Source organism: Streptomyces griseoruber (assembly GCF_001514205.1).
GTDB classification, from domain to species: domain Bacteria; phylum Actinomycetota; class Actinomycetes; order Streptomycetales; family Streptomycetaceae; genus Streptomyces; species Streptomyces griseoruber.
This window is the reverse complement of sequence record NZ_KQ948775.1, coordinates 169,324-192,318: the sequence shown is the minus strand read 5'-3', so window position 1 is coordinate 192,318 and position 22,995 is coordinate 169,324. Positions and strand designations below refer to the sequence as shown.

Sequence of the window (22,995 nt, the reverse complement as noted above, 5' to 3'; positions counted from 1 at the left end):
CGCTCCTATTCGGGGAGTGCCTGCCCCTGCCGGCGCTGGGCGGTGATCGCCAGGGCGGGGAGGGGCGCGATCAGCAGGAGGAGAACGACCAGGTCCGGAAAGGACTGCATGAACACGTCCGGCTGGACGACGATCGCCTGCGTGCGGACGATCGCGACCGCCGCGACGGGGATCAGCCACCGGTGGTCGCCGGTGGCTGCCGTCGCCACCCACGCGCCGAGCAGCGCGGCGACCTCGAGGACGAACAAGCCGCGCTGGAAAGCCGGACTGACAGAGATGATGTGCAGGCCCCCGGCCACGAACATGGCGAGCACGACGGGGGCCAGCCAACGGTACGAGCGGCGTCGCAGACGGCTGGGTCGGCAGAGCGCCAACACGGCGCACGCGGCGCACAGTGTCCCCGAGAGCGCCAGGTCACGGGCGGTTATCGGGGCGCCCAACCCGTAGTAGCTCAAGCCCGCCTTGCCCTCGTCGCCGAAGAGGGTGCGGCCGTGGGTCGTGGCGCCGGCCCAGATCATGGCTGCCGCGGCCGGCAGCGCGATCCACGCTCTGCCACGCAGCAGAGCGATTAGGCAGACCAGCGGGAGCAGCCCGTAGGGCAGCAGCCGTATCCGAGTGGGACCTCCGGCCCACGGATACCAGCCGGAGAAGCGGAAGGCGATGGCGTGCTGTCCGGGGTCGATGCGCAGTGCCCAGTGCCACACATCCTGCAAGTACGGAACCAGTGCCAGCGCGGCGAGGGCCAGGGCGGCCAGATGTATGCCGTCCAGCCACCACGGCCGAGTGGTGTCGTCAGCGGTGGCACGCGCGCGGGCCCGCACCCCGGCACGCGCCAGGGCGACGACCTCCCGCGGTGGGGGCCAGGAGCGGCCGGGATACGCCTCGGCCAGGCAGGTCAGCAACTCCTTGCCCTGCCGGGAACGGTAGGACTTGGGATAGGCCGCGAGCAGCAGACGGTTCATGCGGGGGCCGCTCCGGTGTTCCGTGAGCGTCCGATGACGACGGCCGCCGCCTGCTGCATCCTGAGCGCCTCCCGGCCGAGTGCCTGGGTGCCGTCCTCGGTGAGCCGGTAGTAGCGCCGCGCCCGTCCGTCCACGATCTCCTCGTCGCCGGGGGCCACCAACCCGGCCCGCTCCATCCGCTCCAGCGCGCCGTAGAGCGTGCCGACAGCGATCCGGAGCCGCCCGTCGGTGGCCTGCTCGGCGGCCTTGATGATGCCGTAACCGTGCAACGGACCATCCATGAGCGCGGCAAGGATGAAGTACTGCGGTTCCGTCAAGGGCGGGTTCCGTCTGGTCATGCATCGAGCATATATCGAGCTACGAAATATATCTGCCAGTCTTGGATGATCGCCGGCAGCACCTCCACGCCCGCGGTGAGCGCCCCCCTCTCCCGGCCGGCGGGCGCGACGGCGGTCTCCTCGACGCACCCGCGCGGCGATGGCGGATGCTCACCGCAACCTGGTCCGGGCCGAGCGGAATGTCATTCCCACCGTGTCCGCCAGACCCGACTCGCCTCCGTTGAATCGCCCATGGGCCAGACCTTGCTCGCCCGGACCGGCCGGGCGAAGTCGGCGAGGCAGGGTTCGATGAGGCCCGACCCGAGCGGGCGCTTCCCCGGTGCCTCCAAGAAGCGCATCTTTGTGTCGCCGCAGTCGCTCCCGTCGGCCCCGACTCCGGGCCCCACGGAGACCAGAAGTGAGACCACCGACACCCGTGCGGCACGCTCCCTACGTCACCGCCGCATCCAGTGAACGCAAAAGCCCAGCTCAGACAATGTCTGGGCTGGGCTTCAAAAGAGCCGCCTTCGGGATTCGAACCCGAGACCTACGCATTACGAGTCGAAAGAACCTCTTGACGATCTTCCTCGATCCTGCTTGATTCATAGCGTTTCAGCAGGTCAGACAGAGTGCGGCGTACCGGCCTTGCTGGGTCTTTCTCGATCCTTCCCGGTCCTTCTGTTCCCCCTGCGTTCCCCCTGGTTCCCCAAACGACCCCACGCAGAGCCGCCCCGGCAGCCATCGGCAGCAGATCCACTGGCGGAAGCAGGGAATACCAACCTCGGAGCTACGCACGTCCATTGAGGCGAGTTGGGCTTCACACCCCCCGCACCCGAGGTAGAGCCTGTGACCGTTGCCGCAGGTCAGCCGAGGCAGCAGCGTCGTGCAGCAAAGGACAGCGAACCCTCTCTCGGCTGTCAGTCGGGCAAGGTTGTTGCCTGCGACTTCCCGAAGACCGACTGGGCAGCCAACCCCGAGCGTGGTGGATTCGGCGACCACAGGTGACCGACAGCCGGCGGGAGTCCCGAGCGGAGACCGTCGGCGGTGAGAGCGCAGCCGCTCGCCGCGCTGCATCCTGAGCTGGTGCAGGCGGCGGACCGGCACCAGCTGGGTCGCTCCGGAGGAGCTTTCGAAACCGCCCGAGCGGCAGAGAAAGAGCCCTCACCAGCCCATGGTCGCCCCGCATCGCCCCAGGCCCTGCGACCTCTGATCTCCCTCGCCCGCCGCCGTCTCTACCGATACTCCCCCAGGGGCTGTCTCTGGCCAGCCTGGTTTCACTTATTGCGGATACTTCGATTGTTGCGGATACTGGACTTTGTGAGACACCAATAGCCAGGGCCACCGCCCACGACCAGACCCGAGCATCTACCCGCACGCGCGCCGCCACCTGCCAGGAGCAGCCCCCGCTGCTGCTCCACCTCAGGAGCCAGCCCGTCGCCTTCTTCCTACCACTGGCGGCGGATGCACCCCTGCTGGCCTGCCCGCACACCACCTAGGGGCGACCACCATGACGAAGACGAACATTCGTCCGGTTCGGCTGCCGGACGACAAGCAGGAAACCGCCACCCACGCCCTCACTCGCGTCCGCGCCTATCTGGCGGAGCACAAGGACGCTACGCAGATCACAGTGACCGTTCAGGACGGAGGAGACCGTGAGCCCCTGGCACTGCCCCGCGAGGCCGTAGAACTCCTCGCCTCCCTCCTCGCCCATCTGGGCGCGGGCCGGGCCGTGTCGATCGTGCCGTCCGACGCAGAGCTGACCACGCAACAGGCCGCCGACCTGCTCAACGTGTCACGCCCGTTCCTCGTCGGCCTGCTGGACGCCGGGGAGATCGAGTACCGGACCGTGGGCACGCACCGCAGAATCCTCGCGTCGTCCCTGCTGGCCTACCAGCGTGAAGACGACCACCGTCGCCGACTGGTGGCCGATGAGCTCACCCAGCTCGGCCAGGAGATGGGAATGATCTAGGCCATGGCTTTCGTCGCCGTCTACGACGCCAACGTCCTCTACCCGAGCACCCTGCGCGACGTGCTGATCCGCGTCGCGCAGGCCGGCCTGGTACAGGCGAAGTGGACGGACCAGATCCTCGATGAGACCTTCCGCAACCTGAAGGAGAACCGCCCTGACCTGGACCCGACAAAGCTGGACCTGACTCGGGAAAGGATGTCCGGTGCAATCCGGGACGTGCTGGTCAAGGGGTACGAGCCGCTGATCGACATTCTCGATCTGCCGGATCCCGACGACCGGCATGTCCTGGCGGCCGCCATCCGTGCCAAAGCACAGGTGATTGTCACCTTCAACGCGAAGGACTTCCCTGCCGACAAGCTCGCACCGTGGGATGTTCAGGCCGTGCACCCCGATGCGTTCATCGAGGCGCAGGTGGATCTGTCCCCACGCCTGGTGTATGCGGAACTTCAGCGGATAGCGGACTCGTGGCGCTACCCGCCGAATGCCGTCGTCGGCGATGTGATCGCTTCATTGGAGCGGGATGGGTTGGTGGCGTCGGCAGCGGCGCTGAGAGCCCTGACCTGAGATCTTCCTGGCCCGCCCCAGGCGATACACCTGGGGCCTTGCCGTACAACGAAGCAGCGCAGGCTCTCCGCATCGGCCGTCCGGTTCACTGACCCAGCTGCGATCGCCCAAGCGCCGAATACGACAGTCGCCCACCCTGTGCAAGTTCCAGCGGCTGGTTACCGAGCCTCACCGGGCAGTCAGGGAAGCCAGAAGGGTTCGATCTTAGGGTCGGCGAAGGGGCCAGATACTCCTTCCGCCTCGCTCCATCCTTGCCGGGCAGCCGCCGACTCAGCCACCAGGAGAACGTACTTTCCGCGGTCGGGGTCCAGCGCAACCAGGCCGTACTCCTCGTCGACCTCGCCCGCGGACAGCCCCAGCTGGTCCAAAGCTTGCTGGAAGGTCGCCCCTTGAGGGAGATCAACAGTGATGAGTAGCGTACGTTCCTTGATCATCCGAAACCGCCAGCTTAGATGGGTCGGCGTCGCTGGAGGCTGTCCAGGATACCGCGTACGTTGATGACCCCGTATCCGTAGTCGTCGCTGAATCCCGAGCCGGTGGGATCGCTTGCAGCTCGCTGGATCATCTGTCTCATCTGTTCGGGACTGACCTGAGACGACGGCCACGCCGTCCGGAGCGCGGCCACTACGCCGGCCGCGACTGGGCACGCGGCGGACGTTCCGTTATCAGGCTTCCCCGCCCCCAGCGCCTGCGAACCCAGGAAGTGTGTGTAAGAGCATACGTCGGGCTTGCGACGATCCAGACGCCCTGGCCCTTGTGAGGAATACCCAACCCTTTGCCCCTTGACGTCCGCTCCGGCGATCGATAGCACCTGCGGGTGTGAGTTGGCCCCTCCGATAGGCTGCCGGTCATACGCACACTTCGGCGATGGACAGTCCCTACCACAGTTTCCAGCGGCGAACAGAATGTCAGCACCGGCGCTCTCAAGGGCAGCGACAGCCACGTTGAAGGGGTGCGCGAGACTGTCAGAGTAATTTCCCGGCTGCCCCGGAGCGAAGTCCCATTGGGGTGAGTAGCAACCCCAGCTGTTGTTCACGACGAGCGCGCGACTGCTATGCGGCATCATGTCGAAAACTCGGCGCAGGTGGCTGTATGCGGCGATGGCATCTGAGGTGAGCCCTTCCATCAGCGTGCGCCCCTCGCGGTTCGACAGCAACACAGGAATGTCGAGGAGTTCCGCCTTAGGTGCGACAATGCCGATGTCGAACGCGCACATCGTACCGTGGCCCACCTCATGCTCTCCCGGGCGTTGCCCTACGCCCGCTGGGCTCCAGCTGCGGTTACGGTCAACCGGTAGGACTGCACCTGAAGAACCCAGATGTGCTGCCTTGATGCCGGTATCCACTACCGCCACGGGGACCGAAGTCCCTTCTAGGCCCTGCTTCTGCAGTTCAGAGACGTGCAAGAGGTCAGCCACATCTTCCCAGGTGCCGATAGGATCCCCATCGCAACACGGCATCGTGCTGATAACGGGATCAGCAAACACACCCACGATGTCAGGCCGATTCGCAGCAAGAACGGCTAGGCGCGGTCCCAACTCGTCGTCGGCGACTTCCCCCCGGACCAGTACGCTCGCTTCCTCCGGTTCCCATGAAAAAGTCAATGGCCCCCGGAGTGAGAGCGGGTCGCCACCAGCATCCTTACGGAGCGGCCTCGGCATAGCTACTGGGGAATAGCTCTCATCCATCAGAACGCCAGGAAGGTCACCAACTACCGCTGGGACACTCTGCTTGTACGGCTCATCAATGACTGCGGCCGTGACATCCGGGGTCTGGCGGATCTGGATCAGAATGCGCACGGGGCACCGCCTAGAGGCATGAGTGGAGCACCGAAGTACAGGTTCAGCGTGCTCCGCAACTAAGCAAGCAGCGAGAGGGGTTAGCCCATACGGGTACTCCAGCCTCTTGTGGGAGACCCTCCGAGGCGCAGCCAGAAAGCGCCGCGGCTATTGGCCCGATACTTCGGGGGAGGCGGTCGTCACCCGGGCCGAGTATTGTCGCGACGGCGACCAGTAGTTGCGGCACCAGGCCCGCCACCGCGCCGTCGGCGAGGTCATGGCAAATGCAGGCTCGCATCGTCGGGCTCTGACGGATCAACGGTAGGCAGCATGCTGTCGGTGGTGTCCTGTGCGGCGAACAGGGCCGTCAACCGCTGCACGGACGCCGCGAGATCAGGACGGACCTCGGCCAGCCGAACTAGCTCGTCGGCACTCTGCAGGCGGGCGTTCCACTGGACACACCTCCCTGAGTCGAGCAAGGCGAGGGCGGACTCTGGATCGTCCGCGGCCACTGCCGCTGCGGTCGCCTCGGCGGTGAGGTGGCGCCAGTCCAGGAGATGCAGTTCCTTGTCACCGCGTTCCAGCCCCGGATCGGCCAGGTTAGTGAGGTGGCCAACGGCAAGCGTGTACGCGGTAACGGCTGTTCGGTCGTCCCCTCGTGCGACGGCGTTCCTGGCCCACTCGGTTGCCGCGGTGATGCGTACGGACGGCGGCGCGGACTCCAGCTGGGCCGCCGCGCTCCAGTCCCGGCCAGCCTCGACAGAAATAGAGCCCTCGGACAAGGCCGACTGTGCCGCTCCCCGATTTACCAGGAGCAACGCGATGTTCGGGTGATCCACGGGTAGTAGATTCAGCGCCTCATCAAGCAGGGCAACCGCGCTGCGCAATTTCTCGTCGTCGGGCCTTCGTCTGGCGCTCAGCAGCAGCGCCATCGCGTGGTTGGAGCAGAGCCCGGCCCGATGCGGGTGTTCCGAGGGAAGTTCGGCGAGCGCCACCGTACCAACACCCAGCGCCTCGTCGAGGGGGTCGTCATCGTTGGTGTGTCTGACCCGGTCCAAGAGCCCACCGATCAGGTTGATGCGGTAGGCACTCTTCTTTGGGTGTCCCGGGGGCAGCAGGTCTACCGCCTCGCGCCACAGGGCGATCGCAAGTTCGTTGTCCGCCGCCCGCCACTCGCCTCGGTGGCGGAGGGTGACCAGCGCGGCCTTGTTGAGCAGGTGGATCGCGCGGTCGGTGGGAGCGACGCCCGGCAGGGACAGTGCCCGTTCGACGATCTCCAGCCCCTCGTTTAGGTCGGGCATGCTGCCTGTAGCCCGGGCCCGTGAGTGCAGGGCTGCGGCGAAGATCCCGAGCGCCGACGGCAAGGTCGGATCGTCGTCCGGCATCAGGGAGACCGCTTGACGCGCCGTTAGGATCGCGGCATCCCTGTCGTGGCTGGCACCCGTGTGCTCGAAGCGCCGGTTCAGCATCCAGGCTAGTCCGTTGAGTGCTGGGGGCAACGGCGTGCTGTGGGTCTCGCCGATCGTCCAGGCCTTCTCGTAGTGGTGAATGGACCGGTCCATGGCTTCGGTGCTGCCAGTGTGGCTGAAGTGCCGGGATAGGAGCTGTGCCAGGACGTAGTGGTCGTCCTGCTCGCCGCGCCGAGCCACGAGTTGTTCCTGGAGTTGGATGGCCTGGGGCAGATCCGCTGGGTCGCTGGTCAGCTGGTAGCGGGATCTCAGCAACGACACGAGTACGTACAGTGCGGTGTCGTCCACCGGCGCCGGTACCGGTTCGCGGGACACCAGTGGCGAGAAGATCTCGATCGCTTCGTCCAGGTCGGCCTGCTCACCCGACGCGTCATAGCGGATCAGTAGCAGCCGGGCCAGCTGAACCGTGTAGTGCCCTAGCTCGTCCGGCGGCACGTCAAGTCTGCCGAGGGCCTGGCTGGCGAGGAGGATGGCTTCGTCCAGGTCGTCGTGGTCGTCTATCCCCTCGGCAAGCGCCAGCACGGTTGCGGCCAGGTTCGAGGCGATAACGGGCCACCGCTCGTCGGCCTCCTCGACGAGACCGAGCGCCTGTCTGCAACGGCGGGCTGCCTCGTACAACGCCCTCTCGCTGCCCGTCCTCCGGGCGAAGTCCAGCATCAGGCCGGCGTAGTCCTGCACCTGCTCGGGATCGGCCCAGCCCTCCGCAACGAGCTCCTGGAACAGCCTGGCAAGCGGGCGGAGCGGTTCCGGAGCCAGGTCGAGGTCGCTCAACCACCAGCTCGCCGCCAAGGCCCGATCAGCCTCCCCCGCATGCTCGGCTTTCGGTCCAGCCGTTTCCTCAGTCCTCGATGCGACATGCCAGCGGGCCCAGTGCACCCACGTGAGGAGGTAAGCGACCGGGCCCCTCGGTGGCCCCGGGACTATAGGTGAGGACTCAATCAACCACTGGGAAAGACACTCGAGCCGTTGGGTCATGACAGAGCTGAACAGCGGGGCAGTATCGGTCTCGTCCTGCGCGAACCGCTGCCACACGGCCAGCGCCGCGTCGTACGCCTTCTGAGGATCCATGGCCCTGTCCATTACACCTTCGGGCAGCTGGTGACCGCAGTCATCGATTGCACGGTGGACAGGCGTATCGATACCACCCCGTCGTCCGTCTTAACTCTGGCGACGTCGGCTTCGACCTCCTCTATGGTGCCGCACACAACGACGCCCGGGATCGAGATACGAAGCTGTGGGGCGCCCTTTTCCGGCCCGTACCAGGTGGCGGCGACGGCGCCGACGAGGAGGGCGGTGCAGGCCAGCGTCATCACGATACCCAGGCGCAGTTGTCCCGCCGCGCGTCTGGCCTCGTCATGGTCGGCGAGCGGGCCAGGCAGCACCTCGTTTAGCGAGATCACACGGGGGCGCCCGTGCGCGGCATGCAGGAGAGCCAGCGCGCCAACCGCCCCGACCAGCAGGGAGAGCAGCAGCAGCCATCCCACGGCCTCGGCCCAGCCCCGTTCCAGCTGGCCAATATCGGACCTGCCCTTGATCAGGCCGAAACCCAGCAACGCCGCGAGGAGCGCCGCCAGCCCGTTGCGCCATGCGAGAGCCGCCGCACGGACCCTCGGTACCTCCTCGCGCATCATCCTCCGGTGCGCCCGGGCCCGCCGGAGATCCGCAGGTCCCGCCGCGCGGGCCGCCGGCAGCGGACGGCGGCCCGTCACGTCAGATCCCCGGGAACCACCAGCAGCCAGTACGCACCGCAGCCCTCCTCGCCGTCGGGACGCCCTGGGTGCTCCCCCTCACACTCGCAGTACATCGGAACCTCGGTCCCGCCGGACGCCGGGCCGCCGTTTCCGAGCGCCCGGACGGCCTCCGTGACGATTGGGATTTCCAGGTGGGCGTTGCAGCGCGGGCACGGACCGGACGCCACCAGATAGCGCCGTGCGTGCCGCACCAGCTCGAAACGATCGGCGGCCCGCTCGGAGTAGCCCTGCGAGCTCCCCTCCTCGTAAGGCACCGGATCGTGTGCGGTCGACATCGTGAATTCCTTCCGAGCGGGAGCTGTCGGCTGCCTCAGGGGCCGGTGTGCGTGTAGGCCATCCAGCTGCTCGGCCGCTCCGGTGAACGGGCCCGCAGTTCGAGCACGGCGCGATGCAGTGCGAGAGCCGCGTCCTCGACGGTAAACGTGCCCCCGGTGAACAGAGATCTGTAGACACCCTCGGTCACCTCGGCCGCCGCATCGTCCTCGACAGACCACAGGGTCGCGATCACATGCCGAAACCCTGTGAAGTGGAGCGCGGCGGACAGAGCCATCGCCTCATCGGGCAGCACGATGCCGCCCAGACCCGTCTTGCAAGCGGACAGGAAAGCGAATGCCCGCGGGTGATGGTCTGCGGCAAGCTCCGCCACCGACAGCAACCCGTCGGCCAACAGCACTCCGCCGGCGGCGGGGCGGGTGGGATGCGACGTCGCATGACAGCTGAAGTGCACCCGATCGTGGCCGCGCAGCGCCCCCAAGACGTCCTCGCGCGATGCGGCGGGCCCCTCCAATGTGGTCAGCCCGTCCGTGCCGAACAGCGCGGCAAGCAACCGCTGTTCGCGTCTGACCTGCGGCAGGTCAGTCTGCCCCGGTGTGTGGGGCATGGCCACGAGCAGCATGCGGCCTCCGGGAGACTCGGTGGCCGACGAGCGGACCTCCAGGAGCGAACGCAGGGTGGGCGCGTACGACATCACAGCCCGGTCCATCGCGCTGTGCCCCGGTTGCGTGTGTCGCCCTGCGGCATGGAGGGGGAGCAGCGTCAATATGCCGGTGGGGCACCACCAAAGCCGTGGCCAGGCGGTGCCGGAAGGCGGTGGGCCGGATAGCCCACAGGCCATGAACACCGGTTCCACGATGGTGTCCCACAACCAGGCCAACGTCGTGCTGAGGACGTCCTGCATCACTGCCTCGGCGCGCAGCACGTCCTTTGCCGCCCGCTGGTAGGCGCGAAAGGTCATGACGTTCGGCGTTGCTGCAGCCTCGACCCCCGCCTCGCCAAGTGTGGCGAGGCGGATTTGATGGTGCTCGATTGCCTCGACGTAGCGCAATGCGACCGTGTGAATGTCCACGGCCGTCAGCCCCTCGAGTGGCACCGAGGCGATGGCGTCTGGTCGTACAACGATCGCATCGCACCGGGACCGCGCGACGTTGACCGCTACCACAGGCCCGTCTCTCGCCGCCTCACGCAACTCCGCCGCCGTCAGAGGCCGTCTGAAGTGCTCGAACCCATCAAGCGTGCGGATCTCCGCAACGAGATCGGACCACTGACGCGAGAGCGACATCCTTCTGTCCGTCTGCGTGGAGAGATACTCCTGCGCCAACTGCCACCCCTGCCTGCCGCGGTACCGAACGCCATCGTAGGGGCGTGCCCTCGCACCGCGCGGGACGCCGCCCGAAAGAGAAAGAGGGCAGCCCAACAACAGCGGCCACCCACGCCACGTTCCAGCGCCGGTGGTCGTTGCTACCGCTCGGGACAGGGCTAGGACGAGGACGTCAACGACCCATCGGACGCTCCCGACTAGGGCACCACCCGACGCCATGTTCCCCCTGCGTTCCCCTTGGCTCACGGAGGAGGCCCCTCGCGATGCGCTTCGAGGAGAAAGGCCAGGTCAGAGGCTCAGATTACGGATCTCGTCGCCGAACACAAACAACCGACCTACGCATTACGATCCACAGAGTACAGGTATCCGATTCGCCCGAATTCCAAGGTCAACGAATGCAAATAACCCCAGGTCAAAGGCGTGACCTGGGGTTTGCTATGGAGCCGCCTTCGGGATTCGAACCCGAGACCTACGCATTACGAGTGCGTTGCTCTGGCCATCTGAGCTAAGGCGGCGCGCCGTCTGCACTATGGTGCGATCGGCAACGTCGGTAAGTCTACACAGTTTCCGGGGGTGCTCCGTACCACCCCCGGAGGGGGCCGTTCCGGGGGCGGGGAAGGGGCTATGAGCAGCGCTTTCCCCGGGATGGGGGCGTTCCGTGGAGGAGGTAGGCGTCGATCGTGGAGTCGATGCAGGTGCTGCCGCGGCCGTAGGCGGTGTGGCCGTCGCCGACGTAGGTGAGGAGGCGGGCGGAGGAGAGCTGGCGGGCCAGGGACTCGGCCCAGCGGTAGGGGGTGGCGGGGTCGCGGGTGGTGCCGACGACGACGATCGGGGCGGCGCCCTTCGCGGTGATGCGGTGCGGCCGGCCCGTGGGTTTCACCGGCCAGTAGGCGCAGTTCAGGGAGGCCCAGGCGAGGCCCTCGCCGAAGACCGGGGAGGCCTTCTCGAAGGACGGCAGGGCCTGTTCCACCTGCTCGGGCGTGGCGAAGGCGACCGGGAGGTCGAGGCAGTTCACGGCCGCGTTGGCGGACATCAGGTTCGTGTACCGGCCGTCGGGGTCGCGCTGGTAGTAGCTGTCGGACAGGGCGAGCAGACCGGCGCCGTCCCGGTCCTCGATCGCCGCGGTCAGCGCGGCGCGCAGCTGCTCCCAGCTGCTCTCGTCGTACATCGCCGCGATCACCCCGGTCGTGGCGAGCGCCTCGCCGAGCCTGCGGCCGTCGGGGTCGCCGGTGGGAAGGGGGCGCCGGTCCAGCGCGCCGAAGAACGCCTTGAGGCGCGGCCCGATCCCGCTCTCCTTGGAGCCGAGGGGGCAGTCCCGCCGCCGTGCGCAGTCCTTGGCGAAGGACCGGAACGCCGTCTCGAAGCCCGCCGTCTGCTCCAGGTTCAGCTCGCGGGCGGACAGCGACGGGTCCAGCGCGCCGTCCAGGACCAGCCGCCCCACCCGGTCCGGGAACAGGCCCGCGTACGTCGCCCCGAGGAACGTCCCGTACGACGCCCCCACATACGTCAGCCGCCGGTCCCCCAGCACTGCCCGCAGGATGTCCATGTCACGGGCCGCCTCGACGGTGGAGACATGGCGGAGCAGCCGGGCCGCGTGCGCGCCGCAGGCCTCGGCGAACCCCCGGTACGCGTCGACGAGCCCGTCCGTCTCCCGCCGGTCGTCGGGGGTCGTGTCGGTCTGCGTGTACGTGTCCATCCGGTGCCCGTCGAGGCATTCCACGGGTTCGCTGCGGGCCACGCCCCGGGGGTCGACGGCGACCAGGTCGTACCGGGCGCGGACCGGGGCCGGGTAGCCGACACCGGCGTACGACTGGAGGTAGCCGACCGCCGAGCCGCCCGGTCCGCCCGGGTTCACCAGGAGTGATCCGAGCCGCTTGGCGGGGTCCGTCGCCTTCTTGCGGGACACGGCGAGCCGGAGGTCCCCCGCGCCCGGGTGGGCGTAGTCCAGCGGCGCCCTCATCGTGGCGCACTGGAAGCCGGGGGTTCCGCAGGGCCGCCAGGACAGCCTCTGCCCGTAGTACGGCGCCAGCGCCGACGGGGTCGCCTTCGGCAGCGCCGCCAGTTCCGCCCGCGCCGCGGAGCCGCCGGTGGTCGTCGAGCCGCCGGCGGAACAGGCGGAGACGGCGAGCAGTGCGGCGAGGGGGAGGGACAGGACACGCAGGGCGGTGCCGGTGCGGGTCCTGCGGGGCTTACGGGGCCTGCGGGGACAGCTCCTGATGTGCATCCAGCGAGCCTAACTCTGCGCTACGAGGCGAGTGCTGTACGTGCGCGATCAGCCACGGACGAGCGACACCGTCAACCCCGGGCCGGCGTTCACCCGTGTCCCGCGCTCGCCGCACCCCGGCTCACCCCGCCGCGGTCAGCCCGCTCTCAGCGCCATTGTCATCGCCTCCACGGCCAGCAGCGGCGCCACATTGCGGTCGAGGGCCTCTCTGCACGCGCCGATGGCCTCGATACGGCGCAGGGTGGACTCGGGGGTGGTCCCTCGGGCGAGCCGCTCCAGGGTGTCCTCGGCGTCGGCGTTGGCGATCGCGATACGGGAGCCGAGCTGGAGCGCGAGGACGTCCCGGTAGAAGGCGGTGAGGTCGGTCAGCGCGAGGTCGAGACTGTCGCGCTGGGTACGCGTGCGCCGGCGCTTCTGCTTGTCCTCCAGGTCCTTCATCACACCCGCCGTACCGCGCGGCATCCGGCCGCCCTGGGCCGCGCCCAGCGCCGCCTTCAGCTCCTCGGTCTCCTTGCCGTCCCTCTCCTCGGCGAGCACCTTGGCGTCCTCCGCCGCCGCGTCCACCAGCTCCTGGGCGGCCTTCAGACAGCCCCCGACGTCCTCGATCCGCAGCGGCAGCTTCAGCACCGCCGCGCGGCGCTCGCGGGCGGCCGGGTCGGTGGCCAGCCGGCGGGCCCGGTCCACGTGCCCCTGGGTGGCGCGGGCGGCCGCGGCGGCCACGCCGGGCTCGATGCCCTCGCGCCGTACGAGCATGTCGGCGACCGCGTCGACGGACGGCGTCCGCAGGTTCAGGTGGCGGCAGCGGGAGCGGATGGTGGGCAGCACGTCCTCCAGGGAGGGCGCGCACAGCAGCCACACCGTGCGGGGAGCGGGCTCCTCCACCGCCTTGAGGACCGCGTTCGCGGACTTCTCGTTCAGCCGCTCGGCGTCCTCGACGAGGATGACCTGCCAGCGGCCGGTGGCCGGCGAGGTGTACGACTTGCGGACCGTGTCCCGCATGTCCTCGGCGAGGATCTGGGTGCCGACGGCGGCGACGGTGGTGACGTCGGCGTGGGTGCCGATCAGCGCCGTGTGACAGCCGTCGCAGAAGCCGCAGCCGGGGGCGCCGCCGAGCGCGCGGTCGGGGCTCACGCACTGCAACGCGGCGGCGAACGCCCGCGCCACCTGCGTCCGGCCGGCGCCCGGCGGGCCCGTGAACAGCCAGGCGTGGGTCATCTTCGAGGCCTCGGGCGGCGGAGTCCGGTCGACGGCCGCGGTGACGAGCGCGTCGGCGTCCCGGGCGGCAGCGGTCAGCTGCTCGCTCACCTTCTCCTGCCCGACGAGGTCGTCCCACACGCTCATGGGTCACGCCGCCCTTCCGTCACGTTCCGCTGCCGGTCTCCATTGTGCGGGCCCCCACTGACAACGGGGGCCACCGGCCGAAACGGCCGGATGACCCCCGTGACGCTCCGGCACTCGTCGTGCTCAGCGTCGCCGGCCCCGCCCCCGGCCGCCGCCCTGGTCCTCGTCGAACCCGTCGTCGTCGTGGCGCGGTCCCAGCAGTTCGTCCGCGAGGGACGGCAGGTCGTCCAGCGGTGTCTCCTCGGCCCAGTCCGGCCGGGGCCGCTGCCGGGGCGCGCCCGCCTCGTCGACCTGGGGCAGTTCGCGCGTCCGGCCCTCGGAGCCGTCGGGCCCGGCGCCCTCCCGCTCGTCGCGGAAGAACCCCCGCGGCATCCGGTCCGCGGGAGCGTCCTGCCGTACCGGAGGCAGTACGGCCGTCTCGTCCGCGGCCCCGGGAGCGTCCTGTCGTACGGGAGGCAGCACGGCCGTCTCGTCGGCCGCGCCGACGGGCGGGGCCGACGGCTGGGGAAGCTCGGCCGTCACCTCGGCGTCGGAGGTGTTCCCGGCCGACCGCGAGGGCTCCGGGTCCTTGTCCATGCGGATCCGGGGCAGCGGAGTGGTGTCCTCCATCGGCCGCTTGTCCATGACCGGCTTCTTGTCCATGACCGGCCGCTTGTTCATGTCCGGCTTCTTGCCCATCGGCACCCGGGGCAGGACCGTCGTCTCCTCCACCGGTCCGCCCGAGGCGTTCGGCGTGACCACCGGCGTCGGCACGGTCACCGCCTCCGGGGCGGTCGGCGGCTTGGACCGGGGGCCGACCTGGGCCGCCGCCGCGGCCTGCTCCGCCGCGCGCCGCGCCTCCTCGGCCCGCAGCAGGGCCTCCTCCGCCTTGCGCTGCTTCTCCAGGCGGACCGCCTCGGCCTTGCGCTGCTCCTCCTGGCGGACCGCCTCGGCCTCGGCGCGCCGCCGGGCCTCCTCCTCGGCCAGCTTGCGCTGCCGCTCCTCCTCGGCCCTGCGCCGCTCCTCCTCCACCTTGCGGCGGGCCTCGGCCTCGGCGCGGGCCTTCTCCTCGGCGAGGAGCCGCTGCCGCTCCTCCTCCGCACGCCTGCGTGCCTCCTCGGCGCGCAGCCGGGCCTCCTCGGCCTGGCGCTCGGCCTCACGGCGCTGCGCCTCCTCCAGCTCGCGCCGCTTGCGCTCCTCCTCCTCGGCGCGCAGCTTGGCGAGCTGCTCCTGGCGCTCCCGCTCCAGGCGCTCCTCCTCGGCCTTGCGGGCGGCCTCTTCCTCGGCCTTGCGGCGGGCCTCCTCCTCGGCCTTCTTCCGCGCCTCCTCCTGGGCCTTGATCTCGGCCTCGGACAGCGGCAGCATCCGGTCGAGCCGGTGGCGTACGACGGTGGTGACGGCCTCGGGCTCCTGGCCCGCGTCGACCACCAGATAGCGGCCGGGGTCGGCGGCGGCCAGGGTGAGGAAGCCGGAACGCACGCGCGTGTGGAACTCGGCGGGCTCGGACTCCAGCCGGTCCGGTGCCTCCGTGAAGCGCTCGCGGGCGGCCTCCGGGGAGACGTCCAGCAGCACCGTCAGGTGCGGCACCAGGCCGTTCGTCGCCCAGCGCGAGATACGGGCGATCTCGGTCGGGGACAGATCGCGGCCGGCGCCCTGGTAGGCGACGGACGAGTCGATGTACCGGTCGCTGATCACGACGGCGCCGCGCTCCAGGGCGGGCCGGACGACGGTGTCGACGTGCTCCGCGCGGTCCGCCGCGTACAGCAGGGCCTCCGCGCGGTGCGACAGGCCGGCGCTGGAGACATCGAGGAGGATCGAGCGCAGCCGCTTGCCGACGGGCGTGGCGCCCGGCTCGCGGGTGAGGACGACCTCGTGGCCCTTGGCCCTGATCCAGTCGGCGAGCGCCTCGGCCTGGGTGGACTTGCCGGCGCCGTCGCCGCCCTCCAGGGCGATGAAGAAGCCGTTCGCGGCGGGGGCCTCGGCCGGGTCGTCGCCGCCGAGCAGCGCGTCCCGCAGATCGAGGCGCAGCGGGACGCCGGAGCGGTCGTCGACCTTGGCCAGCACCAGCACGGCCACGGGCAGCAGCAGGGCGCCGACCAGCATCAGGGTGAACGCGGCGCCGCCGTGCGCGAACACGAACCTGCCGTTCTCCAGCCGGTGCGGTCCGATCAGCGCAGCGAGCAGCGGGGCGCCCACCGCGGCGAGCGCCACGCAGACCCGCACGACCGCGTGCAGATGTTCCGTCGTGCGGGTACGGCGGCTGTCCTCGGTCTCCTGGTCGAGCAGCGCGTGCCCGGTGTTCGCCGCGACACCCGCGGCGACTCCGGCCAGCCCGGTGATCAGCAGCACGCTGGTGACGTCGGGGACGAGCCCGGCGGCCAGCAGGGCCACGCCGGTGACGGCGATCGCCAGCGCGAGCAGCCGGCGCCGCGACAGCGCCACCAGCACCTTGGGTGCCGTACGGATGCCGAGGGCGACTCCGCCGGTCAGGGCGAGCACCAGCAGTCCGTAGAGCACGGGGCCGCCGCCCAGGTCCTTGGCGTGCAGCACCGCGACGGCCGCGGCGGCGGCGACGGCGCCGGCGACGGCCGCGCAGGCGAGGACCAGCAGCGGGATCACGCCCGTGCGGCCCTTGTCGACGCCCGCCGCCGTCTTCGGCCGGCGCAGCCCCTCCAGCGGGGACCGCGCGCGGGGGGTGCGCACCGAGGGCAGTTCCAGGAAGACCACGACCGACAGGGACCCGGCGAAGAGCCCCCCGGCGACATAGGAGGCGAGGGCCGCCTGGTGCTGGGCGAACCACTCGATCCCGACGCCCAGAAGATTGTTGAACAATGCCGCCACGACCAGGGTGGCGGCGCCCAGCGGGATCGCCAGGAAGCCTGTGCGCAGCGACAGCCGGCGCAGGGCGTCCAGGTGGTCCGGCAGCGGTCGTACCGTCGCGCCCTCGAGCGGTGGGGCGGGCAGCAGGGCGGGGGCCGCGCTCTCCCGGGCGACCGTCCAGAAGCGCTCGGCGACACCGGTGACGAACGCGGTGACGAGCAGGAAGGCCAGCGCGTCGTCCGGCGTCCAGTCGATCCACAGCGGCGCGACGAGCAGCAGCGCGGCGCGCAGCCCGTCGGCGCCGACCATGGTCCAGCGGCGGTCGAGCGGGCCCTCCGGGGAGGTGAGCGAGGTCAGCGGGCCCAGGAGGACGGCGCCGAAGAGCAGGGTGGCCAGAATCCGCACCGCGAACACGGTCGCCACTGCGAACGCCACGCCCCGGTAGCCGCCCCCGAACGAGCCTTCGGCGATGGCCGCCTGGAGGACGAGGAGGACGAACACCAGGAGTGCGAGCGCGTCGGCGACACCACCCACCAACTGGGCGCTCCACAGCCGCTTCAGCTGGGGCTCACGCAACAGGGCGCGCACGGCGCGCTCGCGGGAGTCCGCCACCAGGGCGTCGTCCGGTGCCGGGGGGAGGGCCGTTGGCTGCTCGGCTCGCGTCATGCTTTCAGCCTATCGGCAGCGACTGACAGCCTGGGGCGTCTGCCCTGGTGTACGACCGCCCCGACACCAAAGTGATGCCGGGGCGTTCGCTTCGTGAAGCCACTGTGGGGAAACCGTGGCCGAACCAGGCCCCCTGGACCGGTCGGTTCAGTACGACCGGTCGGTGGTCCCGCCGTCGGCCGGTCCGGCCGACGGTCCGTCAGCCGGTTCAGTCCTCCGACGTCGTCCGTGAGGCCGTCGTCTTCTTCGCGGCCGCGGCCGTCGTCTTCTTGGCGGCGGCCGCCGTCGTGGTCTTCTTCGCCGCGGTCTTCTTGGCGGCCGTCTTCTTCGCCGGAGCCGCCTTCTTGGCCGCGGTCGTGGTCTTCTTCGCGGGCGCCTTCTTCGCCGTCTTCTTCGCGGGCCCCTTCGCCCGCTTCTCGGCGAGCAGCTCGAAGCCGCGCTCCGGGGTGATCGTCTCGACGCTGTCGTCGGAGCGCAGGGTCGCGTTGGTCTCCCCGTCGGTGACGTACGCCCCGAAGCGGCCGTCCTTGATGACGACCGGCTTCTTGCTGACCGGGTCCTCGCCGAGCTCCTTCAGCGGCGGCTTGGCGGCGGCCCGGCCGCGCTGCTTGGGCTGGGCGTAGATCGCCAGCGCCTCTTCGAGGGTGATCGTGAAGAGCTGGTCCTCGGTCTGCAGCGACCGCGAGTCCGTGCCCTTCTTCAGGTACGGCCCGTAGCGCCCGTTCTGTGCGGTGATCTCCTGGCCCTCGGCGTCCGCGCCGACGACGCGCGGCAGGGACATCAGCCGCAGGGCGTCCTCGAGCGTCACCGTGTCCAGGGACATCGACTTGAACAGCGAGGCCGTACGGGGCTTGACGGCGTTCTTGCCGGTCTTCGGGGTGCCCTCGGGGAGCACCTCGGTGACGTACGGGCCGTAGCGGCCGGCCTTGGCGACGATCTCGTGGCCGGTGGCCGGGTCGGTGCCCAGCTCGAAGTCGCCGCTCGGCTTGGCGAGCAGTTCCTCGGCCAGCTCGACGGAGAGCTCGTCGGGCGCGAGGTCCTCCGGGATGTCGGCGCGCTGGTGGCCCTCCGCGTCCTTCTCGCCACGCTCGATGTACGGCCCGAAGCGGCCGACCCGCAGCACGATGCCGTTGCCCACGGGGAACGACGACACCTCGCGCGCGTCGATCGCTCCCAGGTCGGTGACGAGCTCCTTGAGGCCGCCGAGGTGGTCCCCGTCGCCGTTGCCGGCGTCGGCGGCGCCGCCGTCAGCGGTGCCCTCGCCGAAGTAGAAGCGCTTGAGCCACGGCACGGACTGCGCTTCGCCGCGCGCGATGCGGTCGAGGTCGTCCTCCATCTTGGCGGTGAAGTCGTAGTCGACGAGCCGCCCGAAGTGCTTCTCCAGGAGGTTGACCACGGCGAAGGACAGGAAGGACGGGACGAGCGCCGTGCCCTTCTTGAACACATAGCCGCGGTCGAGGATCGTGCCGATGATCGAGGCGTACGTCGACGGGCGGCCGATCTCGCGCTCTTCGAGCTCCTTGACCAGGCTGGCCTCGGTGTAGCGGGCCGGGGGCTTGGTGGCGTGCCCGTCGACCGTGATCTCCTCGGCGGCGAGCGGGTCGCCCTCGGTGACCTGGGGCAGCCGGCGCTCGCGGTCGTCCAGCTCGGCGTTCGGGTCGTCGGCGCCCTCGACGTAGGCCTTCAGGAAGCCGTGGAAGGTGATCGTCTTGCCGGAGGCGCTGAACTCGACGTCCCGGCCGTCGGCGGCGGTGCCGCCGATCCGTACCGTCACGCTGTTGCCGGTCGCGTCCTTCATCTGGGAGGCGACGGTCCGCTTCCAGATCAGCTCGTAGAGCTTGAACTGGTCGCCGGTCAGCCCCGTCTCGGCGGGGGTGCGGAAACGATCACCCGAGGGGCGGATCGCCTCGTGCGCCTCCTGCGCGTTCTTGACCTTCCCGGCGTACGTGCGCGGCTGGGCCGGCAGGTAGTCGGCGCCGTACAGCTGCGTGACCTGGGCCCGGGCGGCGGCCACGGCGGTGTCGCTCAGCGTCGTGGAGTCCGTACGCATGTACGTGATGTAGCCGTTCTCGTACAGCTTCTGCGCGACCTGCATGGTGGCCTTGGCGCCGAAGCCGAGCTTGCGGCTGGCCTCCTGCTGGAGCGTCGTCGTACGGAACGGGGCGTACGGCGAGCGGCGGTACGGCTTGGACTCGACGGACCGGACGGAGAACCGGGTGTTCTCCAGGGCGGCGGCGAGCGCACGGGCGTTCGCCTCGTCGAGGTGGAGGGTGTTCTCGCTCTTGATCCGGCCGAGGGAGTCGAAGTCGCGGCCCTGCGCGACCCGCCGGCCCTCGACGGTCTGCAGCCGGGCGACCAGCGACGACGGGTCCGACGGGTCCCCCGCGCGGCCGGTGCCGAAGGTGCCGGTCAGGTCCCAGTACTCGGCGGAGCGGAACGCGATGCGCTCACGCTCCCGCTGGACGACGAGCCGGGTCGCGACGGACTGGACACGGCCGGCCGACAGGCGCGGCATGACCTTCTTCCACAGGACCGGCGAGACCTCGTAGCCGTAGAGGCGGTCGAGGATACGGCGGGTCTCCTGGGCGTCGACGAGCTTCTGGTTGAGCTGGCGCGGGTTGGCGACGGCGGCCCGGATCGCGTCCTTGGTGATCTCGTGGAAGACCATCCGCTTGACGGGGATCTTCGGCTTGAGGACCTCCTGGAGGTGCCAGGCGATCGCCTCGCCCTCCCGGTCCTCATCGGTGGCGAGGAACAGCTCGTCGGACTCCTTGAGCAGGTCCTTGAGCTTCTTGACCTGCGCCCGCTTGTCGGCGTTCACCACATAGATGGGCTGGAAGTCGTGCTCGACGTCCACGCCGAGGCGGCGGACCTCACCGGTGTACGACTCCGGCACCTCCGCGGCGCCGTTCGGAAGGTCGCGGATGTGCCCGACGCTGGCCTCGACGATATAACCGGGGCCGAGGTAACCCTTGATCGTCTTCGCCTTGGCAGGCGACTCGACGATGACGAGTCGGCGGCCGCCCTTCGCGGTCTCGCTGGTCGGGGACAACTTCGCTCTTCTCTCCGGTCGACGCTGGGGCCTCCCCAGGCCTTGCTCCCGGGGTCGGGTCATGGTGACGCTGCGGAGTGTGACGGTACATCCCGCCCCCGTGTCAAACGGGAAAAGCCCGCAACGGCCACTCGAACGGTAACCCGACTACCGCCATTCCTGCCGCCCGGAGTGCCGACCTGTCCTTTTCCGCCGGAGCGGAACCCGTCCTCTCCTTTACCTGCGTGACCCTGCTTACGCGGTTCAAACGGGGGCCGGGGCAGGATCCTCGACGTCGGTCCCGGAGGGGGATTCAGAGGCGGGTGAAGCACCACGTTCCGACGGCCAGCGCGACGAGCGCGGCGAGGGTCGCGAGGGTCGCCGATGCGACGGGTCTCACACCCTGGACGACGGGCTCGCGATGCCGTACCCGGACCGCGGTCCACACCAGCAGTGCGCCTCCGAACAGGGCGAACACCATCCCCGCGAAGATCGCCGGCCCGCTCTCCATGATCGCCCCGCCCCCTTGCTCCCACCCGCGCGTGCATCGCCCCCGGCAGGCTGACACGCACGGGCGGCGCCTGGGCGAACCCGAGGTGAACGAGAGACCTCCGGACGGGGGCGACGGGCTGCCGCCGGGGCCCACGGCCGACCGCCCCGACGGCCTCTCCCCTGCCCCGGGGAAGGCGCCCTGGACTGCGACGGGCCTCACACCGAAGCTCGACGCGGGCATGTTCTTGTCACTCTTTTTGCCGCGCGCCGCTGCCCGGCCCACGGCCGTCACCGAGGATGTTGGCCGGTTTCCCCTCCTGGCGCGGGGCGGGTGGCGGGTCCCGGGGTGGGGCGGGTGGCGGGTCCCGGGGTGGGGCGGGTGGCGGGTCCCGGGGTGGGGCGGGTGGCGAGCCGGTTCACCGCGCCGGTTCCAGGAAGCCCTGTTCCACCAGCAGCCGGATCTGGGCGGGTGTGCGGTCGCGCAGCGACACCGGATCCTCGCCGACCAGTTGGGCGATGGCGTCCAGGATGCGGCCCGCGCTCAGCGAGCCGTCGCACACGCCCGCGAAGCCCGCGCCGACCGTGTCCACCTTCGTGGCGCGGCGCATCCCGCGGTGCTGGCGCAGCACGACATGCTCCGGATCCTCGGCGCCGGGCATGCCGACCTGCTCCTGGACGATCTCGCCGGCCAGCCTGAAGTGACCGGCGAGCAGGGCCGCGTCATCGTGCGCACGCAGGTAGTCGAGCCGTTCGAAGTGCGCGCGGACGGTGTCGCCGAGCGGCTGCTCGACCGGGTGCGGCCACTCCTCGACGGTGATGACGGGCTCCGCCGCCGCGGTCCTGCGCAGGGTGATCCAGCCGAAGCCGACGGCCTTCACCTTGCGCGCCTCGAACTCGTCCAGCCAGGCGTCGTAGCGCGCCTGGTACTCGGCCTGGTCGCCGCGGTGGTCGCCGGCGTCCCGGAGCCACAGCTCGGCGTACTGCGTGACGTCCTGGACCTCGCGCTGGACGATCCAGGCGTCGCAGCCGCGCGGCACCCACGACCTGAGCCGGTCCTGCCAGTCCTCCCCCTCCACGTGCTGCCAGTTGGCGAGGAACTGCGCGAACCCGCCCTCGGTCAGCCGTTCCCCCGCTCCCTGAACGAGCGAGCGGCACAGATCGTCCCCGCCCATCCCGCCGTCCCGGTACGTCAGCCGGGCGCCCGGCGAGATCACGAACGGGGGGTTGGACACGACGAGGTCGTACCGCTCGTCGTGCGGGAGCGGCTCGAAGAGGGAGCCCTCGCGCAGATCGGCGGCCGGGGCCCCGGACAGGGCCAGGGTGAGCGCGGTGATGTGCAGGGCGCGCGGGTTGAGGTCGGTCGCCGTCACACGCGTGGCGTGCCGGGCCGCGTGCAGCGCCTGGATGCCGGAGCCGGTGCCGAGGTCCAGGGCCGACGACACGGGCGTACGGACGGTGATCCCGGCGAGGGTCGTCGAGGCGCCGCCGACGCCGAGGACGACTCCCTCGTCGCGGCTGCCGATGCCGCCGGCGCCGCCGACCGCGCAGCCGAGGTCGGAGACGATGAACCAGTCCTCGCCGTCCGGTCCGCCGAACGGGCGGACGTCCACGGTCGCGGTGACCTCGTCGGCGCCGACCCGGGCCAGCCAGCCGCTCTCCACGCACGCGCCTACCGGCAGGAATTCCTCCACGCGTGCGTGCGGCACGGGCTGCTGGAGCAGGAAGAGACGGACGAGCGTCTCCAGCGGGGTGTCCCCGCGGGTGGCCCGGAGCGCGGGCACGGTCTCGCTGCGCGCCAGGGCGGCGTACGCGGGGGCGCCGAGCAGGTCGAGCAGGCCGTCGGCGGTGAAGGAGGCCGCGAGCAGGGCCTCCCGCAGCCGTGCGGCCACGTCGGGGCGGTCGGCGGAGGGCAGGGGGGACAGGGTGGCGTCACTCACGCCCCCCATTCTCCCCGCTCCCCCACGCCTTGTCCCCGCCCCCTCAGCCACTCGGCCCCGGAAACCTCCTCGCCTCCGGCCAAGCCCCAGCCGGCCCCA

Annotated in this window: 16 protein-coding genes and 1 tRNA gene; 2 read left to right on the top strand and 15 right to left on the bottom strand. The window is 70.2% G+C overall.

Annotation, left to right across the window (positions count from 1 at the left end; translation table 11 throughout):
- Nucleotides 1–5: 5 nt before the first annotated feature.
- On the bottom strand, nt 6–962 hold the full coding sequence (locus AQJ64_RS29875) for a hypothetical protein (RefSeq protein WP_055633795.1): 957 nt from the start codon (nt 960–962) through the stop codon (nt 6–8).
- Complete coding sequence (locus AQJ64_RS29870) at nt 959–1,300, bottom strand: PadR family transcriptional regulator (protein ID WP_055633796.1); 342 nt, start codon at nt 1,298–1,300, stop codon at nt 959–961. The genes AQJ64_RS29875 and AQJ64_RS29870 overlap by 4 nt, the downstream gene beginning before the upstream one ends.
- Before the next feature lie 1,486 nt (nt 1,301–2,786).
- Here AQJ64_RS29870 and AQJ64_RS29860 point away from each other — a divergent pair.
- Both AQJ64_RS29860 and AQJ64_RS29855 read left to right on the top strand, forming a co-directional pair.
- Nucleotides 2,787–3,248: a helix-turn-helix domain-containing protein gene (locus AQJ64_RS29860; RefSeq protein WP_055633798.1), complete on the top strand. Its 462-nt coding sequence runs from the start codon at nt 2,787–2,789 to the stop codon at nt 3,246–3,248.
- A 3-nt stretch (nt 3,249–3,251) separates the two neighbouring features.
- On the top strand, nt 3,252–3,812 hold the full coding sequence (locus tag AQJ64_RS29855; RefSeq protein WP_055633799.1) for a VapC50 family PIN domain-containing toxin: 561 nt from the start codon (nt 3,252–3,254) through the stop codon (nt 3,810–3,812).
- A gap of 179 nt (nt 3,813–3,991) precedes the next feature.
- Here AQJ64_RS29855 and AQJ64_RS29850 read toward each other — a convergent pair whose 3' ends face one another.
- The 13 genes from AQJ64_RS29850 to AQJ64_RS29795 all read right to left on the bottom strand — a co-directional run bounded on the left by AQJ64_RS29850 (nt 3,992) and on the right by AQJ64_RS29795 (nt 22,905).
- The gene (locus AQJ64_RS29850; protein WP_055633800.1) at nt 3,992–4,246 is read right to left on the bottom strand and encodes a hypothetical protein; all 255 of its coding nucleotides are present in this window, start codon (nt 4,244–4,246) and stop codon (nt 3,992–3,994) included.
- A 14-nt stretch (nt 4,247–4,260) separates the two neighbouring features.
- On the bottom strand, nt 4,261–5,610 hold the full coding sequence (locus AQJ64_RS46600) for a S8 family peptidase (protein ID WP_079062025.1): 1,350 nt from the start codon (nt 5,608–5,610) through the stop codon (nt 4,261–4,263).
- 254 nt (nt 5,611–5,864) lie between these two features.
- The gene (locus AQJ64_RS29845) at nt 5,865–8,126 is read right to left on the bottom strand and encodes a tetratricopeptide repeat protein (protein WP_157880917.1); all 2,262 of its coding nucleotides are present in this window, start codon (nt 8,124–8,126) and stop codon (nt 5,865–5,867) included.
- A gap of 11 nt (nt 8,127–8,137) precedes the next feature.
- Nucleotides 8,138–8,689 carry a hypothetical protein gene (locus tag AQJ64_RS29840; RefSeq protein WP_055633802.1) on the bottom strand — a complete coding sequence of 184 codons (552 nt, stop codon included), beginning with the start codon at nt 8,687–8,689 and terminating at the stop codon, nt 8,138–8,140.
- Nucleotides 8,690–8,763: 74 nt separating this feature from the next.
- Nucleotides 8,764–9,084 carry a hypothetical protein gene (locus AQJ64_RS29835; protein ID WP_055633803.1) on the bottom strand — a complete coding sequence of 107 codons (321 nt, stop codon included), beginning with the start codon at nt 9,082–9,084 and terminating at the stop codon, nt 8,764–8,766.
- A gap of 35 nt (nt 9,085–9,119) precedes the next feature.
- Complete coding sequence (locus tag AQJ64_RS29830) at nt 9,120–10,406, bottom strand: CHAT domain-containing protein (RefSeq protein WP_059203155.1); 1,287 nt, start codon at nt 10,404–10,406, stop codon at nt 9,120–9,122.
- Nucleotides 10,407–10,844: 438 nt separating this feature from the next.
- Nucleotides 10,845–10,921, bottom strand: a tRNA-Thr gene (locus tag AQJ64_RS29825).
- 107 nt (nt 10,922–11,028) lie between these two features.
- On the bottom strand, nt 11,029–12,630 hold the full coding sequence (locus AQJ64_RS29820; protein WP_055633805.1) for an alpha/beta hydrolase: 1,602 nt from the start codon (nt 12,628–12,630) through the stop codon (nt 11,029–11,031).
- Between the two features lie 135 nt (nt 12,631–12,765).
- On the bottom strand, nt 12,766–13,971 hold the full coding sequence (locus AQJ64_RS29815; RefSeq protein WP_055633806.1) for a DNA polymerase III subunit delta': 1,206 nt from the start codon (nt 13,969–13,971) through the stop codon (nt 12,766–12,768).
- Nucleotides 13,972–14,094: 123 nt separating this feature from the next.
- The gene (gene tmk / locus AQJ64_RS29810) at nt 14,095–17,436 is read right to left on the bottom strand and encodes a dTMP kinase (protein ID WP_055633807.1); all 3,342 of its coding nucleotides are present in this window, start codon (nt 17,434–17,436) and stop codon (nt 14,095–14,097) included.
- A gap of 208 nt (nt 17,437–17,644) precedes the next feature.
- Nucleotides 17,645–20,488, bottom strand: coding sequence for a type I DNA topoisomerase (gene topA, locus AQJ64_RS29805; protein WP_055633808.1), 2,844 nt, complete (start codon nt 20,486–20,488; stop codon nt 17,645–17,647).
- A 292-nt stretch (nt 20,489–20,780) separates the two neighbouring features.
- The gene (locus AQJ64_RS29800; RefSeq protein WP_055633809.1) at nt 20,781–20,978 is read right to left on the bottom strand and encodes a hypothetical protein; all 198 of its coding nucleotides are present in this window, start codon (nt 20,976–20,978) and stop codon (nt 20,781–20,783) included.
- Between the two features lie 397 nt (nt 20,979–21,375).
- Entirely contained in the window at nt 21,376–22,905 is a 1,530-nt protein-coding gene (locus tag AQJ64_RS29795) for a DUF7059 domain-containing protein (protein ID WP_211286517.1), read from the bottom strand.
- Nucleotides 22,906–22,995 lie beyond the last annotated feature (90 nt).

What these genes read in the sequence shown, in the direction of transcription:
- AQJ64_RS29875 (WP_055633795.1), bottom strand. Translation starts at nt 962, where the DNA reads ATGAACCGTCTGCTGCTCGCGGCCTATCCCAAGTCCTACCGTTCCCGG.
- AQJ64_RS29870 (WP_055633796.1), bottom strand. Translation starts at nt 1,300, where the DNA reads ATGACCAGACGGAACCCGCCCTTGACGGAACCGCAGTACTTCATCCTT.
- AQJ64_RS29860 (WP_055633798.1), top strand. Translation starts at nt 2,787, where the DNA reads ATGACGAAGACGAACATTCGTCCGGTTCGGCTGCCGGACGACAAGCAG.
- AQJ64_RS29855 (WP_055633799.1), top strand. Translation starts at nt 3,252, where the DNA reads ATGGCTTTCGTCGCCGTCTACGACGCCAACGTCCTCTACCCGAGCACC.
- AQJ64_RS29850 (WP_055633800.1), bottom strand. Translation starts at nt 4,246, where the DNA reads ATGATCAAGGAACGTACGCTACTCATCACTGTTGATCTCCCTCAAGGG.
- AQJ64_RS29845 (WP_157880917.1), bottom strand. Translation starts at nt 8,126, where the DNA reads ATGGATCCTCAGAAGGCGTACGACGCGGCGCTGGCCGTGTGGCAGCGG.
- AQJ64_RS29840 (WP_055633802.1), bottom strand. Translation starts at nt 8,689, where the DNA reads ATGATGCGCGAGGAGGTACCGAGGGTCCGTGCGGCGGCTCTCGCATGG.
- AQJ64_RS29835 (WP_055633803.1), bottom strand. Translation starts at nt 9,084, where the DNA reads ATGTCGACCGCACACGATCCGGTGCCTTACGAGGAGGGGAGCTCGCAG.
- AQJ64_RS29820 (WP_055633805.1), bottom strand. Translation starts at nt 12,630, where the DNA reads ATGCACATCAGGAGCTGTCCCCGCAGGCCCCGTAAGCCCCGCAGGACC.
- AQJ64_RS29815 (WP_055633806.1), bottom strand. Translation starts at nt 13,971, where the DNA reads ATGAGCGTGTGGGACGACCTCGTCGGGCAGGAGAAGGTGAGCGAGCAG.
- tmk (WP_055633807.1), bottom strand. Translation starts at nt 17,436, where the DNA reads ATGACGCGAGCCGAGCAGCCAACGGCCCTCCCCCCGGCACCGGACGAC.
- AQJ64_RS29800 (WP_055633809.1), bottom strand. Translation starts at nt 20,978, where the DNA reads ATGGAGAGCGGGCCGGCGATCTTCGCGGGGATGGTGTTCGCCCTGTTC.
- AQJ64_RS29795 (WP_211286517.1), bottom strand. Translation starts at nt 22,905, where the DNA reads ATGGGGGGCGTGAGTGACGCCACCCTGTCCCCCCTGCCCTCCGCCGAC.